Raw genomic sequence first — 15,874 nt, 5'->3', positions numbered from 1 at the left:
CTTGTCGATAGCAGCCCCGATCCCCCCGCGCTTGTCCCGTCGTGTCCGCCCCCTGCGCCTCGCCACGGCCTTTGCACTTGCCCTTGGCACCCTTCTGAACGGCGCGGCCTCCGCTTCCGACACCCTGCTCACCATCGTCGCGGCGGACGGGCAAACGACCGCCCGTCTCCCTCGGCCCATCTCCCTCGGCGCGCCGCCGCTGCTGCGCGGTCAGTCTCCGGTCACCGCCTTGCACAGCGGGCTGCCGGCCTCGGCCAGGCCGTCGATGACATCGAAATGATGCAGCCCCGCATCGATCACCACGTCGCAGCCCCAGGCCTCGCCCAGCCAGCGCGCCTGGTCGAGAAACACCGGCCGCTCGTCCCCGCCGACCCAGACGGTCACCGGCACCCGCGGCGCGGGCTGGCGGATCGGGCTCTCGGCCAAAGCTTCCGCCTCGTCCAGCTTCAGCCCGGCGTTCATCTCGGTCTGCATCAGCGGACGCAGATCCGACAGCGGCGAGATCGGCACGACCCCGGTGATCCGCGATGCCACCTGCTCTGGCAGCAGCCCCGGAGCCAGCATCCGCGCCACGAGGTGCCCACCCGCCGAATGTCCGGTCAGGCGGATCGGTCCGGCGATCTCCGCCGCCGCCCTGCACAGCGCAGCCGCCACCTGCCGGGTGATCTCTGAAATGCGCACATCGGGGCAGAGATCGTAGGACGGCATCGCCACCGCCCAGCCCGCCGCCAGCGCTCCCGCGGCGAAATGCGACCAGACCGAGCGGTCGAAGCGCAGCCAGTAGCCGCCGTGCACGAAGACCACGAGGCCCGTCGCCTCCCCCTCTGGCAGGAACAGGTCCAGCGCCTCGCGCGCGCCCGACCCGTAGGCGAGGCTGCGGAAGCGTCCCTCTTCGGCAAGCTCTGTCCGGAACGCCTCGGCCGCCGCGCTCCAGCGGGGCGGGAAGTCGGCCGCGCCGGGAATATGGGCTGCATTGGCATATGCGTCGCTGAGATCCATCGTCATCCTCCGTTCTCGTACTAGAGTAGGGGATAGCAGATACGCCGACGCCCGCAGCAGGAAACGCGGCAGGACAAATGGAGATCGCCATGCTTGACCAGACCACCAACCTTCCCGCGCTGCTGAAGGACCCGAGCCTCCTGGCCACCCGCGCCTATGTGAACGGCGAGTGGATCACCGGGGCGGACGGCGAGTTCGAGGTGACCAACCCGGCCCGCGGCGACGTCATCGCCCGCGTCGCCGACCTCAGCCGCGCGCAGATCGCCGGGGCCATCGACGGCGCCTACCTCGCGCAGAAGGCCTGGGCGGGATGGACCGGCAAGGAGCGCGCCAAGGTGCTGCGCAAGTGGTTCGACCTGATGATGGAGAACCAGGACGACCTCGGCACCATCATGACCGCCGAACAGGGCAAGCCGCTGGCCGAGGCCAAGGGCGAGATCGCCTATGGCGCGTCCTTCATCGAGTTCTTCGGCGAGGAGGCCAAGCGCGTCTACGGCGAGACCATCCCCGGCCACGCCCGCGACAAGCGCATCACGGTGCTCAAGCAACCGATCGGCGTCGCCGCCTCGATCACGCCGTGGAACTTCCCCAACGCGATGATCACCCGCAAGGCCGGCCCGGCGCTGGCCGCCGGCTGCGCCTTCGTCGCGCGCCCGGCCTCGGAAACCCCGCTCTCGGCGCTGGCCATCGCCGTGCTCGCCGAGCGCGCCGGCATCCCGGCAGGGGTGTTCAACGTGGTGCCGACCTCCTCGTCCTCGGAGGCGGGCAAGGAGTTCTGCGAGAACCCCAAGGTGCGCAAGCTGACCTTCACCGGCTCCACCGAGGTCGGCCGCATCCTGCTCCGCCAGGCCGCAGACCAGGTGATGAAATGCTCGATGGAGCTCGGCGGCAACGCGCCCTTCATCGTCTTTGACGACGCCGATCTCGACGCGGCGGTCGAGGGCGCCATCGCCTGCAAGTTCCGCAACAACGGCCAGACCTGCGTCTGCGCCAACCGAATCTACGTGCAGTCCGGCGTCTATGACGCCTTCGCCGAGAAGCTTGCCGCCGCCGTCGGCAAGCTGAAGGTCGGTGACGGTCTCGAAGAGGGCACCGATCTCGGCCCGCTGATCACCACCAAGGCGATCGACAAGGTGCAGGAGCACATCCGCGACGCCAGGGAGAAGGGTGGCACGCTCCTTCTCGGCAGCGAGGAGCAGGAGCTCGACGGCCAGTTCTTTGCCCCGACCATCGTCACCGGCGCGACGCGCGAAATGAAATTCGCCACCGAGGAGACCTTCGGCCCGCTCGCCCCCCTGTTCAAGTTCGAGACGGTGGACGAGGTGATCGACATGGCCAACGACACGATCTTCGGCCTCGCCTCCTATTTCTACGCCAAGGATCTCAGCCGCGTGTACAAGGTCGCCGAGGCGCTGGAGTACGGCATCGTCGGGGTGAACACCGGGCTCATCTCCACCGAGCTCGCGCCCTTCGGCGGGGTCAAGCAGTCGGGCCTCGGCCGCGAGGGCAGCCACCACGGCATCGAGGACTATCTCGAGATGAAATACGTCTGCCTCAGCGTCTGACGCCGGCCTTTCTTCTAGGCTCAAATATCCCGGGGAGTGTGAGGGGCAGCGCCCCTCACCGCATCGCGGCGCAGCCGCGACCCCGCGTAACGCTCCACGTGAAACAGCGCTTGCCAAGCGCCCCGGAGCGCCGCATCCTTCGCGTCGGGCAGGCGATGGCGTCGCCGGTGCCGCTTGGCATTGCCCCGTCTTTTCACAGACGTTCCGTCCTGAACGCCGGGACCTTGCTTTGTCTCTGCGGCAGGGTCGGGTTCCACACCCTCCGCATCCAAAGGAGGGCCATATGGACCACCACGCGAACACCCGTCCCGCGACCTATCGCTTCCACAACGGCGACAAGGGGCCCCTGCCCTTCGCAGCCGCGGAATACGACGCCCGGCTCGCCGGCCTGCGCGCCGAAATGGCGACCGAGGGGCTCGACGCCTGCGTGCTCAGCTCGATGCACAACATCGCCTATTATTCCGGCTTTCTCTATTGCAGCTTCGGCCGCCCCTACGCGCTGGTGGTCACCGCCACCGAATGCGTCACGATCAGCGCCGGCATCGACGCCGGTCAGCCCTGGCGGCGCTGCCATGGCGACAACATCACCTATACCGACTGGACGCGGAACAACCTCTGGCACGCCGTGCGCGAGGTGACCGGCGCCGGAAAGGCGATCGGCTACGAGGGCGATCACCTGACCCTGGCGCAGAAATCCCTGCTGGACAGCTTCCTGCTGCCCTCCGCCACGCGGGACGTCGCCCCTGCGACCATGCGCCAGAGGATGCTGAAGTCACCGGCCGAGATCGCCCTCATCCGCCATGGCGCAGCGGTCGCCGACATCGGCGGATACGCCCTCCGCGAGGCCATCCGCATCGGCGCGCGCGAGCTTGACGTGGCCATGGCCGGGCGCGACGCCATGGAACTGGAAATCGCCAAGCGCTTTCCCGATGCCGAGTACCGCGACACATGGGTCTGGCTGCAGTCGGGACCGAACACCGACGGCGCGCACAACCCGGTCACCGCGCGCCGGCTCGAGCGCGGCGACATCCTCTCGCTGAACTGCTTCCCGATGATCTCGGGCTATTACACGGCGCTCGAGCGCACGCTCTTCCTCGCCGAGGTCGATGCCGCCTCGCTGGCGATCTGGGAGGCCAACGTGGCGACCCACGAGCTCGGCCTCTCGCTGCTGCGGCCGGGCGTCAGCTGCGCCGCGGTGACCCAGGCGCTCAACGCCTTCCTGGCCGAGCGCGACCTGCTGCAGTACCGCACCTTCGGCTACGGTCACAGTTTCGGCGTGCTGTCGCATTACTACGGGCGCGAGGCGGGGCTGGAGTTGCGCGAGGACGTGGAGACGGTGCTGACGCCCGGCATGGTGGTTTCGATGGAGCCGATGCTGACGATCCCCGAAGGACAGCCCGGCGCCGGCGGCTACCGCGAACATGACATTCTGGTCATCACCGAGGACGGCGCGGAGAACATCACCGGCTACCCCTACGGGCCGGCCTTCAACGTGATCGGCTAGCTGCAGGCCCGAAGGATGGGGGCTCTGCCCCCGTCCGCTGGCGCGGACTCCCCCGGGATATTGGGACCTAGAAGAAAACCGCAGGCGGCGGCGCTCCGCCGAGCTTTTCTGCGGGCCGTGGTTGATTTTCCCGTGCCGACGGGTCACCTGATGGAAAACCCAAAGCGATTTCCAGGAGAGCTTGCGATGCGCTACGTGAAATGGACCTTCATCGTGCTTTTCTGGGTGCTGGTCGCCGGCTTCCTGCATTACACCCTGCCGCAGCACGACATCGCGCGGATCACCGACACCTACGAGAAGCGCGAGACGCCGGGCTCGATGAACCGCTGGTTCTGGAGCCAGGCAGGCAGCAAGAGCGCCGCGGCGACGGGCGGGCGGGATGTCTTCTTCATCCAGACGCGGCTGGCGAACGACAAGGTGATGGTCTACCGCAACGAGGACACCAGTTGGGGCTGGCCGCCCTATTTCAAGTTCGACACCTCGAACCTGCAAGCCGAGGCAAACGACCTGCGCTCGGGCGCGGCCCAGCCGCAATGGGTGGCGATCAAGCATTACGGCTGGCGCAACGAGTTCCTGTCGATCTACCCGAACGCGGTGAAGATCACCCCCGTCGACGGGCCGGATGCGCGCATCATCCCCTGGACCAACATCATCGTTCTGACGCTGCTGGCGGCGATCTGCTGGGCGGCCTGGGTGCGCTGGCGGCGCTTCCGCCGGGCGCGCATCGACCCGGCGCTTGAAGAGATGGGCGACAATATCGACGAGGCCGGCGGGCGCATCCGCGGCTTTTTCGGGCGCAAGAAAGGCTAACACGCGGCGCCCTGTCCCGGTTTTCCGTGCCAACGATCGCGTCGGGGCACCATGGCATGGATGCTGATGGTGTCGCGGGAAAATCGTGACGAGGGATCGACGTGGGTTTCGCCACCGCGGTCAGGGCCTGCTTTCGGGCCTCAGTGACCTTCTGAGGGCGCGCGGCGCGTCCGGAATTCTGGTGGCTCGCTCTCTTTGTCTGCGGCACCGGCGCGCACTTGGTGCTGCTAGACCTCAGCCTTTTCCGCCAGACCACCACTGAGATCGCGTCGCAGAGCAGCTTCGCGCCCTTCTCCTCGTGTTTCGGACTGGTCGTGGTATGCCCCGCATCTCGGTCACCGTCCGGCGGCTGGTGGTCCTGAAACGTGCTGGCCGCGCGCGGCGGCCCCGGCGGCAATCGCCAGGGGCCGCCGCCGGTTCAGTAGCCGCCCGTGGCGCGCAGGATCTGCACCCAGACGCCGGGCGCGTCGTAGAGCGTCCATTCCCGCCGCAGCCCATCCGGCCCGAACTCGGCATGCGTCATCCCGAGGATGTCGACAGGCGCGCCGCTGGCAGGACCGAAGGCCCCCTGGCCGTCGTGCCGCCCGAGCAGCCGCCAGCGGATGCAGGCGCGCGGCGGCGCGAGCGGGGCCTCTGCGCCAAGCGCGTGCTCGACCTGGAAACGGGCCGAGGGAAAGGCCGCCCGCAGCCCGATCCAGAAGGCCTCGGCCTCGCGCGGGCCGCAGCCGACCTCGCCACCGGGCAGGAAGAGTTCCGCCGCCGGATCGTAGTGCTCTGCCAGCGCCGCCACCTCGCCCGACATCACCCGGCCAAGAAGCTCGGCCAGCGCCCCACCCCAAGGATTGCCATCGCCGGTCCCGGCATCGCGCGGCGGCAGCGGATCGGGCGCGCCGCCGGCGAGTCGCAGCCGCGCGGCCTCCTGCGGATCGAGACCGATCTGCCTGACGATCGCCGCCTCGTCGCGCAGCAGCCATTCCTCGCGCAGCCTGCCCGACAGGCAGAGCCGCCCGGACATCTGGGCAAATTGGACCGCCTTGCCGGTCGCCGCGCCGTAGGGGCCAGCACCGTCGTGGCGCGCGGTGACATGGAACCGCTCGGCGGCATAGAGCTGGTTCGGCGCCGCGGCCTGCCAGAGCCGGTCCTCGAGCATCAGCCGCGGACCGGCCAGCGCGGCGAGCCGCGTCGCGCGTTCCGCGCCCAGCACCTCGGGCTCGACCAAGGCACCGCTGCCACCATGCGAGATCACGTCCGACGCCAGCCATTCGCCCAGAAGATCGAGGCGCCGCCCCTCGTCGAGATCGCCGCTCAGGGCAGAGAGATACTCGGCAGCGTCCTGAAAGCGCGGGTCGAACCCGGCAAGAAACGGCACACTTGTCACCTTCCGTAGTAGAGGCCTACCACGTGCTCGGCCTCTGCGAAGAACACCCACCGTGAGAGGAACACGCCGGTGACATGCGAGGCAAGCGAAATAAGTCCGAAATAAGGCAAAGCCCCCAGGAGCAGCAGGGCGGCGGGCAGAAGAAAGGCGCATAGGCCGGCCAGCACGCGCAGCTTCGACGCATGGCGACGCGCGACCACGAAGACCATCTCGCGGGTGAGGTAGCTGCTGCCGCTGTGGGGCGGGAAAAGCGCCCGCGGCCGCCCCTGCGCGCCGAGCCCGGTGGCACTGGCCAGCGTGCTCCCGCTGCGCGCAAACCGGCTGCCGCCGTCGTGCCAGACCCAGAGTTGCAGTGCCGCCGTCCCGATCAGCAGTGCCAGCGCCGGCCAGCGCTGCCCGGCGAGCAACGCGCCGCCGGTGAGCGCATAGGCCAGAAACAGCGCCGGGGTGCTCGAGTGGTGCCAGCGCGGCACCGATCTGAGCTGCGCGTAGATCATCCCGGTGCAGAGAACCGTGGTCAGCGCCGCGGCAGCGGTGAGCCAGCCAAGCGGCCGCACGGGCTGGCCGAGCAGCAGCGACAGCCCGAAGCCGCCGCCGAGCAGAAGCGTCGCCAGCGCCGCCCAGGCCTCGCGCGAGAGCCAGCTCGTGCGCCACTGGCTGAAAGCCTTCAACGCGCGGTCGCGGCGCCCGAGGTGAGCTGCCGAGGCCGCGAGGCCGGACAGGCACAGCGCATAGGCCAGCGCCAGCGGACCCAAGCCGGCAAGGCCGCGCGGCGGCGAGGGGGCGACGCCGAGCCAGGCCAGCAGCCCGAAGCCGAGCCCCGAGAGCGTGGTGAAAAGAACGAGCGAGGGTGCCGGATGCATCTCAGAGCCTCGCCAGAGTCCGGTCGATCCAGCCCAGCAGCCCTTTCGGCTCTTCGGCCACCGGCTCCAGCCAGGGGGCGAGCACGTCCACTTCGCCCTGCCAGGCGTCGCGCGGGCGGGGCGGCAGATACTTGTTGGCCGGGCGCGTGCCCTGCTCGGGCATGAGGTCCATGCCGCCGCGTGCTTCGACCAGCAGGCTGACGGCGCTCTCGGGGTCGGAGAGGTCGCCGAAGTGCCGTGCGCCGGCGGGGCAACTGCGCACGCAGGCGGGTTCGCGGTCCGCCTCGGGCAGGCGCTCGTTGTAGATGCGGTCGACGCAGAGGGTGCATTTCTTCATCACGCCCTCGGCCATGTCCATTTCGCGCGCGCCGTAGGGGCAGGCCCAGGCGCAGAGGCCGCAGCCGATGCAATCGGCCTCGTTCACCAGCACGATGCCGTCCTCGACCCGCTTGTAGCTCGCGCCGGTGGGGCAGACGATGACGCAGGGTGCCTCGGCACAATGCAGGCAGGACTTGGGGAAATGCACCAGCTGCGCCGGGCCGGCCTCGGGCGCGACCTCGAAGCCATGCACGCGGTTGAGGAAGCTGCCGGAGGGATCGGCGCCATAGGGGTCCTGGTCCGACAGCGGACTCGGCTGGCTCTGGCTGTTCCAGGCCTTGCAGGACACCACGCAGGCCTGGCACCCGACGCAGGTGTCGAGGTCGATGACAAGGCCGAGCTGGCGGTGCGTATGGCTGGGGTGGTCGGTCATGGCGTCGCGTTTCGGTTCCTTGGCGAGCGAGGGACCGGGGCGCTGCCCCGGACCCCGGGATACTTGGACCTAGAAGAAGCGTCTAGGCGGGGCGCGGGACGGGAGAGCGGAGCGGCGGGAAAACCGGTTGGGCTTCGCTGGGCGGGGCGCATTTCTCGAGGCGCACGCGCAGGTCGAACCAGGCGGCCTGCCCGGTGATCGGGTCGGAGTTGGACCAGCGCTGCCCGTCGCCGCGCGGCGGCAGCAGCTCGGGGATCAGGTGGTTGAGCAGGAAGCCCTCGGTCGCCTCCGGCGCGGCGGGGGAGAGCCCCCAGGCGCCCTTGCGCTTGCCGATGGCGTTCCAGGTCCAGACGACATCGGGGTTCTGCGCCTCCATCCGCGCGGCGGGCACGGTGATCTCGCCATGCGCCGAGGTGACCCGGACCCAATCGCCTTCGGAGAGGCCAAGCGCGCGCCACCTGTCGCCGGAGACGTAGAGCGGGCTCGCGCCCTGGAGCTGCCGCAGCCAGGCGTTCTGGCTGCCCCAGCTGTGGTACATCGCCATCGGGCGCTGGGTGAGCGCATGCAGCGGGAAGTCCTGCGCCGCGCCGGGCATCTCGGCCAGCGGCGGATACCAGACCGGAAGCGGCGTCATGACCGCGGCGAGCCGGGCGCGCAGATGCTCGGGCGGCTGGGGGGAGCCCTGGCCTTCGGCGGCGCGCTGAAAGCGGCGCAAAGGCTCGGACCAGAGCTGCACCAGCGCAGGTGCCGGGGCGTCGAGCAGGCCGCTGTCCACCGCCCAGTCCTGGTAGGCCCGGTTCCAGGGTTTGTAGTAGGCGGCCTCCGGCGGCACCGGGATGGCATGCGTGCCGCCCGCGCCGATGTAGCTGTCCAGCTGCGCCTCGTTCGGCGTGCCGCGCCCGTCCTGCAACCCGTGCGGCCCCATGCGGAAGCCGGCGAGCGGGCCGATGCCGGGCCGGCGCTCGTGGTTGGTGAGGTAATCGGCGTAGTCGCGGTAGACCGGCTGGCCGTTCTCGGACATCCCCGGCAGGCCGAGCCGCGCGCCGAGGTCCAGAAGCACCGACTGGAAGGGGCGCACGTCGCGGTCCGGCGCCACCACCGGCCAGCGGATCGCATCGGCGGCGGCATCGGGCTCGGAGATCGGCCGGTCGAGAAGCGAGATGCAATCGTGGCGCTCGAGGTAGGTGGTGTCGGGCAGGATGAGATCCGCATAGGCCACCATCTCGGAGGCATAGGCGTCGGAGTAGATGATCCGCGGGATCAGGTAGCCGCCCTCCTCGTCCTGCGCGGTCAGCATCTCCATCGTGCCGGCGGTGTTCATCGCCGAGTTCCACGCCATGTTCGACATGTAGAGAAACAGCGTGTCGATCGGGTAGGGGTCTCCGGCCGCCGAGTTGGCGATGACCATGTGCATCATCCCGTGCACCGCCAGCGGCGCCTCCCAGCTGAAGGCCTTGTCGATCCGCAGCGGCGCGCCGTTTTCGTCCACCGCCAGATCCTCGGGCCCGAGCGGATAGCCGAGCGGCGGGCCCGGCAGCGGCTGTCCCGGAACGGCGCGGGCGTGCGGGCGGCAATGCGCCTCGGGCGGCTTGGGATAGGGCGGCTTGAAGCGGAAGCTGCCGGGGGTGTCGATGGCCCCGAGCAGCGCCTGCAGCAGGTGGATGGCACGGCAGGTCTGGAAACCGTTGGAATGGGCCGAGACGCCGCGCATGGCGTGCACCGCCACCGGGCGGCCGGGCATGGTGCGATGCTCGCGGCCGCGGAAATCGGTCCAGGGGCGGTTCAGCTCGGGCGTGCGGTCGAAGGCGGCGCGGGCGATCTCGGCGGCGAGCCAGCGGATGCGCTCGGGCGGCAGGCCGACGCGGCCTGCCACCGCCTCGGGGGCATAGGCCCGGTCCATGTATTGCGCGGCGATCATCTCCATCACCGTGCGATGGCTGATCCCGGCGCGGCGCAGGTGACCGGTGAGCTTCGGCTCCACCCCCTCGCCATCCCAGGGCGCGGGGCGCCCGTTGCGCGCGTCGATGACCAGCGGCGCACCCGCCTCGTCGCGCAGGAACAGACCGTAGTCCGGCGACTTCGGATCGCAGTCGATCAGCACCGGGGCATTGGTGAACCGCGCGAGGAAGTCGAGGTCGATCCGCCCGGCGCGCAGGAGTTCGTGCACCAGCGAGAGCACCAGCAGACCGTCGCTGCCGGGGGTGATGCCGAGCCAGTCGTCGGCGATCGCGCTGTAGCCGCTGCGCACCGGATTGATGCTGACCACCCTGGCACCGCGCGCCTTGAGCCGTGCGAGCCCTCGCTTGAGCGGATTGCTGTCGTGATCCTCGGCCACGCCGAAGAGCAGCAGCAGCTCTGCGTGCTCCCAGTCGGGGGTGCCGAACTCCCAGAAGCTGCCGCCGAGGGTGTAGATCCCCGCCGCCGCCATGTTGACCGAGCAGAACCCGCCATGCGCCGCGTAATTGGGGGTGCCGAACTGCTGCGCCCACCAGCCGGTGAGACTTTGCGACTGGTCGCGACCGGTGAAGAAGGCGAGTTTTTCGGGAGCGCTCTCGCGCAGGGGCGCCAGCCAGCTGACGGCGGTCTCCAGCGCCTCCTCCCAGCTGATTTCCTCGAACGCGCCCGAGCCGCGCGGTCCGGTGCGGCGCAGCGGGGCGCGCAGCCGGGCCGGAGAGGTCACCTGCTTCAGCCCCGCCGCGCCCTTGGCGCAGAGCACGCCCCGGTTCACCGGGTGGTCGCGGCTGCCTTCGATATAGACCGGCGTGCCGTTCTTCAGGTGGACATCGATGCCGCAGCGGCAGGCGCACATGTAGCAGGTCGTCTTGCGGATCTCGTCCGAGATCTGCACCTGGGTGTCAGGGGTATCGCGCTGCCGTTCCGTCTGAGCCATGCGGGTCCACGTCCGTGCCTTGGAGAAAGGCTAGGGCACAAGCCCTCGTGAGGCTAGGTCTTTCCCGATCACGCCGGCGCGATGGTCACCCGATGAGCGGCACGGTGCCCGACCAGCCGCGCGCCCCGCCGCGGGACGGGGACATCAGTGCGCGGCGCTGACACGGCGCGGCGCATCCGGTGCGGTGGCCGGGCTGCGCACCTCGGAACGCTGCGCCACATGTGCTTCGAGCAACGCGCCGACCGCCTGCCCCCAGGCGTCCCAGTTGAGCCGCGTCTCGTATTCCTCGCGGCTGCTGCGCGACAGGGTGGCGTAGCGCTCGGGGTTGTCGATGCATTCGAGAATGCGGGTCACAAAGGCCTCGGCGCCGCAGCCCGGCGGCATCGCGTAGCCGTTGATTCCGTCGCGCACCGGAACGCCGCCGATGCGCAGGCAGAGCGAGGGCACGCCATGCGCCGAGGCCTCGCAGAAGGCGAATCCGTAGCTCTCGAAGCTGGGCATGACCACGAAATGGGAGCGGGCATAGAGTTGCTGGAACAGCGCCGCCTGCTCAGGCACCGACTTGTCGAGCTGCGGGTGGATCTCGATGTGCGGCCCGCGCGACTGCGGCGGCGGGAGGCAGCCGATCACCGTCAGCCGGGCATCGATGCCGCGGGCGCGCAGCAGGCACATGACCTCCTGGGCCACCCGCCCGCCCTTGGCCCACCAGTTGCGCCCGACGACCAGCAGGTGCAGCGGCCCCGAGCGCGAGATCGGCCGCGGCGCAGGGGGCGGCGGCGGCGCGATGTTGGCGCCCCAGGGCACCATCTGCGCCTTGCCTGCGGGAATGTCATAGCGCGCGGCACTGGCGTCCATCAGCCATTGCGACGGCCAGAGCAGCAGGTCGGCGCGGCGGAACACCTCGGCCTCGGAGCGCTCGACCCAATCGTCGAGCAGGCGTCCGCCGGGAATCACGCCGGGGTGCGCCTGGCCGATTTCGGACCGGCGATAGATGCTGTGCGTGGCGTCCGAGGTATAGGCCACGGTCATGGGATAGGGCAGCCGGAGCCCGAGCAGCGACTGGAAGGCATAGGCCCCGAAGAGAACGTCGTAGCGGTCCTTGCGCAGCGCCGATGCGATCCGCCGGGAGATCACCGGCGCAAGCGCCATCTGCGCCCGCCAGCGCAGCCGCAGGCTCAGCGCATCGGGCAGCGCGAGGATCGTGCGTCGCAGGGGCTCGGCGAGACCCCAGTCGATGGGCAGAACGGTGACCTCGCCCGCGTGCGCGCGCAAGGCGTCGTGCATCCGCGCGTTCCCGCCGGAGTACAGGTTCCGGTCCTGCGCCGGGAAGTCACTCAGATAGGCGATCTTGAGGGGGCGACGGGCCATCCTGACTCTCGTGTTCCTGCAACCTTCCTGCTGGACAGGCTGCGCGCGCTTTCGGGCAGCATCGTGTCGCCAAAGGAACAATCCTGCGATTTTCACGCGATTTACGCCCGGCCGAGGACATGCCGCCAGCGGCCCTCGGGCGGTGATGCCGCAATTGTGCCAATTCTGCCATTTGACCCCGCCTCGCCGCGCTCTCCAGGCGACAACCTGGGCGGGACATGGTAGGTCTGTGCCCTGGTCCGGGGGGCATGGCGATGCCGCGCGGATCGGTGTTCTGAGTAGTCTGGTGCACGGGTCGCGACACGGTATGCCGAACCCTCTTGCCTTTCTGATGCTGGCGCTCTGGCCGATCGTCACGATCGTGCTGTTTCGCCGCCTGCCGCCCGACCGGGCGCTGGTCGCCGCGCTGCTGGCGGGGTACCTCGTGCTGCCCGAACCCCCGGCGGTCTTCGACCTGCCGATGTTCCCGCCTCTGACCAAGCACAATATCCCCGCGCTCACGGCCTTTGCGATCTGCCTCTGGCGCTACGGGCTACAGGGCGGGCTGCTGCCGCGGTCTCCGGTCGGAAAGGTCCTGCTGCTCACTTACGTCTTCTCGCCCGCGCTGACCGCGCTCACCAACACCGAGCCGGTGTTCTACGGCCAGATCGGCCTGCCCGGCCTGAGCGTCAAGGATGGCGTCGCACTGGTGCTCCAGCAATTCCTGCTGGTTCTGCCGTTCCTGCTGGCGCGGCAATTCTTGGCGCAGGGCGGCGCACAACGGCGGCTGCTGGTCGCGCTGATGATCGGCGGGCTGGTCTACACGCTGCCGATGCTGGTCGAGATGCGCCTGTCGCCGCAGCTCAACAGATGGGTCTACGGCTATTACCAGCACCTGTTCGGCCAGTCGATCCGGGCCAATGGCTATCGGCCGGTGGTGTTCCTCTACCACGGGCTCTGGGTCGCCTTCTTCCTGATGACCGCCGCGGTCTCGGCCTGGGCACTTTGGCGCAACAAGCGCAGCATGAAGTTGCTGATGGCGGCGCTCTGGCTGACGCTTGTGCTCGTGCTTTCGAAATCCCTGGGGGCGCTGATCTTTGCCCTGGTGCTGATCCCGGCGGTTGTGCTGCTGAGCCGTGCCGCGCAGATCCGCCTGGCGATCGTGATCGGGCTTCTGGCCATCACCTATCCGGTGCTCAAGGGCACGCATCTGGTGCCCGAGGACCGGCTTCTTGCCCAGGCGGCCAGCATCGACCAGGAGCGCTCCTATTCGCTGGAGTTCCGCTTCGCGAACGAGAACACGCTGCTTGACCGCGCCTATCTCAAGCCGGTCTTCGGCTGGGGCAGCTGGGGGCGCAACCACATCCTCGATCCGGTCAGCGGCGCGATCCTCACCGTCACCGACGGGCGCTGGATCATCGTGATCGGGGTCTACGGCTGGGTCGGCTTCCTGGCCGAGTTCGGCCTGCTGCTGCTGCCGCTGCTGCTGCTCTGGAAGGAAAGCAAGACCCGCGGCAGCGACATGGTCTCGCCCTTCATCGCACCGCTCTCGCTGCTGCTGGCGATCAACCTGTCGGACATGATCCCGAATGCCACGCTCACGCCGCTGACATGGCTCGTGGCCGGCGCGCTCACCGGCTATGCCGAGGCCCTCAAGGCCGGGCGCCAGACGCAGGTCGCCCAGACCCGCTCGGGGGGGCTCGAATGGAAATCGATTCTCTAGCCCCCAATGTCCCCTTCGAATGTATGCGCAGATGACATCCTCACAGAAACCCCGCGTCCTGGCGATCGCCGAGGCCGCCAATCCGGAATGGGTCAGCGTCCCGCTGGTGGGCTGGTCGCTTGCGACGGCGCTGCGCGAGGTCGCCGACGTGCACATCGTCACCCAGGTCCGCAACCGCGGCGCGCTGATCCGCGCCGGGCTCGCCGAGGGTCGCGATTTCACCGCGATCAACTCCGAGGCCTTTGCCCGCCCCATGTGGAGGCTCGCCGAGGTGCTGCGGATGGGCGAAGGCAAGGGCTGGACCATGGTCCAGGCGGTGAACACCCTCAGCTATCCCTACTTCGAACGTCTGGTCTGGAAGGTCTTCGGTCCCGGTATCCGCGACCACGCCTGGGACGTGGTGCACCGCATCACGCCACTCAGCCCGACGGTCGCATCACCGCTGGCGGCGCATTGCGCGCGCGCCGGCGTGCCCTTCGTGCTGGGGCCGCTCAACGGCGGCGTGCCCTGGCCCAGGGGCTTCGACGCCGAGCGCCGCCGCGAGCGGGAATGGCTGAGTTACCTGCGCGGTGCCTACAAGGTGATGCCGGGGCGCGGGGCCACGCTGCATCACGCCAGCGCCATTCTCGCGGGCTCGCGCCACACCGCCTCGGAGGTCCCGGAGACCTGCCGGGACAAGCTGGTCTACCTGCCCGAGAATGCCATCGACCCGGCCCGGTTCAACAAGCAGGCGACGCCCGAGCCCGGCACGCTGCGCGCCGCCTTCGTCGGCCGGATGGTGCCCTACAAGGGGCCCGACATGCTGCTCGAAGCCGCGGCCCCGATGCTGCGGGACGGGCGCATGACGCTCGAGATGATCGGCGACGGGCCGATGCGCGCGCCGCTCGAGGCGAAGGTGCGGACGCTGGGAATCGCCCAGGCGGTCACCTTCCACGGATGGCTCGAGCACCGGGCGGTTCAGGACGTGCTCTGCCGCTGCCACCTGCTCGGGTTTCCCTCGATCCGCGAATTCGGCGGGGGCGTCGTGCTCGAGGCCATGGCGCTCGGGGTGGTGCCGATGATCGTCGATTACGCCGGGCCGGGCGAGCTGGTCACCGAAGGCACCGGGATCAAGCTGCCCTGCACCGACCGCAGCGGCATCATCGCCGCCTTCCGCGGCGCGCTGGAGTCGCTCTCTGCGGACCCGGCGCCGCTGCCCGACATGGCACGGGCGGCACGGGAGCGGGTGCACGCGCAGTTCACATGGGCGCGGAAGGCCGCGCAGGTGGCGCAGGTCTACGACTGGATCGCGCAGGGACGGCCGGGGTCTCCTCCGACGCTTCTGTGACCTCTGCCGACGCCGGCTTCCGCCGATAGGAGACCACCCGCGCCGGTGCCCCGACGGCCACCGCCCCCGGCGGAACGTCGCGGGTCACAACCGCATTGGCACCGATTTCCGCGTGATCGCCGATGGTCACCGGACCGATGATCTTTGCCCCCGCACCCACGTCCACATGGCCACCCAGAACAACCCGGCCGGCCAGGGTGACCTGGTGGAAGATCAAGCAGTTGACGCCGATCTCGGCCTCCGGGTGCACGATGATCCCCTGCGGATGCGGCAGCACCAGACCGCCGCCGATCCGAGTGTTCAGATGCAGCTCGCATTGGGTCACCAGCGACCAGACACGGTGCCACAGAACCCAGTACTTGGCGGCCAGCCTCCCCCCGAGGCCACCGCGCGCGCGCGCCGCCTGGTAGCTGCGGACCGAGCGCAACAGCCGATCTCCGGCTGTCCCGCCCCCGCGGCCGCGCTCCCGCGTCCAGTCCGGCTCCCGTGCCGAAATCGCCATGTCGTCCATGCTGACCCGCTCCCCTGTCTTCGGACCATCGTGACCGGGCCATCCCCTGCCCGCTTTTCTGGCCCGGCATTTTTGCCGCAGCCTCGCAGTTTCGCAACACTTGTGCGGCTAGTCTGGCGCGAGCCGCGTTTTCCTTGCAGCAGTTCCACCGGCGTCCCTATAGTCGAACGAGTGGTCTGCGGGGGCATGAGGCGCGCCCGTTTTGT

At 69.4% G+C, this 15,874-nt stretch carries 12 protein-coding genes and 1 pseudogene; 6 read left to right on the top strand and 7 right to left on the bottom strand.

Annotated elements, in window-relative coordinates; genetic code table 11:
• Window positions 1-210: 210 nt before the first annotated feature.
• The gene (locus IQ782_RS04285; protein ID WP_194133528.1) at window positions 211-999 is read right to left on the bottom strand and encodes an alpha/beta hydrolase; all 789 of its coding nucleotides are present in this window, start codon (window positions 997-999) and stop codon (window positions 211-213) included.
• 89 nt (window positions 1,000-1,088) lie between these two features.
• Between IQ782_RS04285 and IQ782_RS04280 the strand changes: the two genes are divergently transcribed.
• The 4 genes and pseudogenes from IQ782_RS04280 to IQ782_RS30370 form a co-directional block, all read left to right on the top strand.
• Window positions 1,089-2,564: an NAD-dependent succinate-semialdehyde dehydrogenase gene (locus IQ782_RS04280; RefSeq protein ID WP_194133381.1), complete on the top strand. Its 1,476-nt coding sequence runs from the start codon at window positions 1,089-1,091 to the stop codon at window positions 2,562-2,564.
• A 283-nt stretch (window positions 2,565-2,847) separates the two neighbouring features.
• The gene (locus IQ782_RS04275; RefSeq protein WP_194133380.1) at window positions 2,848-4,068 is read left to right on the top strand and encodes an aminopeptidase P family protein; all 1,221 of its coding nucleotides are present in this window, start codon (window positions 2,848-2,850) and stop codon (window positions 4,066-4,068) included.
• Window positions 4,069-4,254: 186 nt separating this feature from the next.
• Window positions 4,255-4,878, top strand: coding sequence for a DUF1523 family protein (locus tag IQ782_RS04270; protein WP_194133379.1), 624 nt, complete (start codon window positions 4,255-4,257; stop codon window positions 4,876-4,878).
• 167 nt (window positions 4,879-5,045) lie between these two features.
• Window positions 5,046-5,240: pseudogene (locus IQ782_RS30370) on the top strand (hypothetical protein); the annotation flags it as partial.
• 56 nt (window positions 5,241-5,296) lie between these two features.
• On the opposite strand, the gene IQ782_RS04265 reads toward IQ782_RS30370, so the two are convergent.
• The 5 genes from IQ782_RS04265 to IQ782_RS04245 all read right to left on the bottom strand — a co-directional run bounded on the left by IQ782_RS04265 (window position 5,297) and on the right by IQ782_RS04245 (window position 12,128).
• Window positions 5,297-6,247: a nuclear transport factor 2 family protein gene (locus IQ782_RS04265; RefSeq protein WP_194133378.1), complete on the bottom strand. Its 951-nt coding sequence runs from the start codon at window positions 6,245-6,247 to the stop codon at window positions 5,297-5,299.
• A 5-nt stretch (window positions 6,248-6,252) separates the two neighbouring features.
• Window positions 6,253-7,119 (bottom strand): dimethyl sulfoxide reductase anchor subunit family protein, encoded by an 867-nt coding sequence (locus IQ782_RS04260; RefSeq protein WP_194133377.1) that lies wholly within the window; start codon window positions 7,117-7,119, stop codon window positions 6,253-6,255.
• Window position 7,120: 1 nt separating this feature from the next.
• Complete coding sequence (locus IQ782_RS04255; RefSeq protein WP_194133376.1) at window positions 7,121-7,870, bottom strand: 4Fe-4S dicluster domain-containing protein; 750 nt, start codon at window positions 7,868-7,870, stop codon at window positions 7,121-7,123.
• 82 nt (window positions 7,871-7,952) lie between these two features.
• Window positions 7,953-10,760, bottom strand: coding sequence for a molybdopterin oxidoreductase family protein (locus IQ782_RS04250; RefSeq protein ID WP_194133375.1), 2,808 nt, complete (start codon window positions 10,758-10,760; stop codon window positions 7,953-7,955).
• 144 nt (window positions 10,761-10,904) lie between these two features.
• The gene (locus IQ782_RS04245; protein WP_194133374.1) at window positions 10,905-12,128 is read right to left on the bottom strand and encodes a glycosyltransferase family 4 protein; all 1,224 of its coding nucleotides are present in this window, start codon (window positions 12,126-12,128) and stop codon (window positions 10,905-10,907) included.
• A gap of 307 nt (window positions 12,129-12,435) precedes the next feature.
• Between IQ782_RS04245 and IQ782_RS04240 the strand changes: the two genes are divergently transcribed.
• Both IQ782_RS04240 and IQ782_RS04235 read left to right on the top strand, forming a co-directional pair.
• A complete protein-coding gene (locus IQ782_RS04240) occupies window positions 12,436-13,830 on the top strand; it encodes a hypothetical protein (RefSeq protein ID WP_194133373.1) in 1,395 nt (464 codons plus the stop codon).
• Window positions 13,831-13,861: 31 nt separating this feature from the next.
• Window positions 13,862-15,157 (top strand): glycosyltransferase family 4 protein, encoded by a 1,296-nt coding sequence (locus IQ782_RS04235; protein ID WP_194133372.1) that lies wholly within the window; start codon window positions 13,862-13,864, stop codon window positions 15,155-15,157.
• Here IQ782_RS04235 and IQ782_RS04230 read toward each other — a convergent pair.
• Window positions 15,069-15,668 carry a serine O-acetyltransferase gene (locus IQ782_RS04230; protein ID WP_194133371.1) on the bottom strand — a complete coding sequence of 200 codons (600 nt, stop codon included), beginning with the start codon at window positions 15,666-15,668 and terminating at the stop codon, window positions 15,069-15,071. The two genes, IQ782_RS04235 and IQ782_RS04230, sit on opposite strands and share 89 nt — an antisense overlap.
• Between the last annotated feature and the right edge of the window lie 206 nt (window positions 15,669-15,874).

This window comes from Salipiger mangrovisoli (assembly GCF_015223355.1).
Classification (GTDB): domain Bacteria; phylum Pseudomonadota; class Alphaproteobacteria; order Rhodobacterales; family Rhodobacteraceae; genus Salipiger; species Salipiger mangrovisoli.
Note: the sequence above shows the minus strand (reverse complement) of the source record. Positions and strands in the feature narration are given on the sequence as shown.

Bases quoted from the DNA above. Each gene is read 5' to 3' on its own strand.
- IQ782_RS04240 (WP_194133373.1), top strand. From the start codon at position 12,436: ATGCCGAACCCTCTTGCCTTTCTGATGCTGGCGCTCTGGCCGATCGTC.
- IQ782_RS04245 (WP_194133374.1), bottom strand. From the start codon at position 12,128: ATGGCCCGTCGCCCCCTCAAGATCGCCTATCTGAGTGACTTCCCGGCG.
- IQ782_RS04235 (WP_194133372.1), top strand. From the start codon at position 13,862: ATGACATCCTCACAGAAACCCCGCGTCCTGGCGATCGCCGAGGCCGCC.
- IQ782_RS04255 (WP_194133376.1), bottom strand. From the start codon at position 7,870: ATGACCGACCACCCCAGCCATACGCACCGCCAGCTCGGCCTTGTCATC.
- IQ782_RS04270 (WP_194133379.1), top strand. From the start codon at position 4,255: ATGCGCTACGTGAAATGGACCTTCATCGTGCTTTTCTGGGTGCTGGTC.
- IQ782_RS04260 (WP_194133377.1), bottom strand. From the start codon at position 7,119: ATGCATCCGGCACCCTCGCTCGTTCTTTTCACCACGCTCTCGGGGCTC.
- IQ782_RS04250 (WP_194133375.1), bottom strand. From the start codon at position 10,760: ATGGCTCAGACGGAACGGCAGCGCGATACCCCTGACACCCAGGTGCAG.
- IQ782_RS04285 (WP_194133528.1), bottom strand. From the start codon at position 999: ATGGATCTCAGCGACGCATATGCCAATGCAGCCCATATTCCCGGCGCG.
- IQ782_RS04275 (WP_194133380.1), top strand. From the start codon at position 2,848: ATGGACCACCACGCGAACACCCGTCCCGCGACCTATCGCTTCCACAAC.
- IQ782_RS04230 (WP_194133371.1), bottom strand. From the start codon at position 15,668: ATGGACGACATGGCGATTTCGGCACGGGAGCCGGACTGGACGCGGGAG.
- IQ782_RS04280 (WP_194133381.1), top strand. From the start codon at position 1,089: ATGCTTGACCAGACCACCAACCTTCCCGCGCTGCTGAAGGACCCGAGC.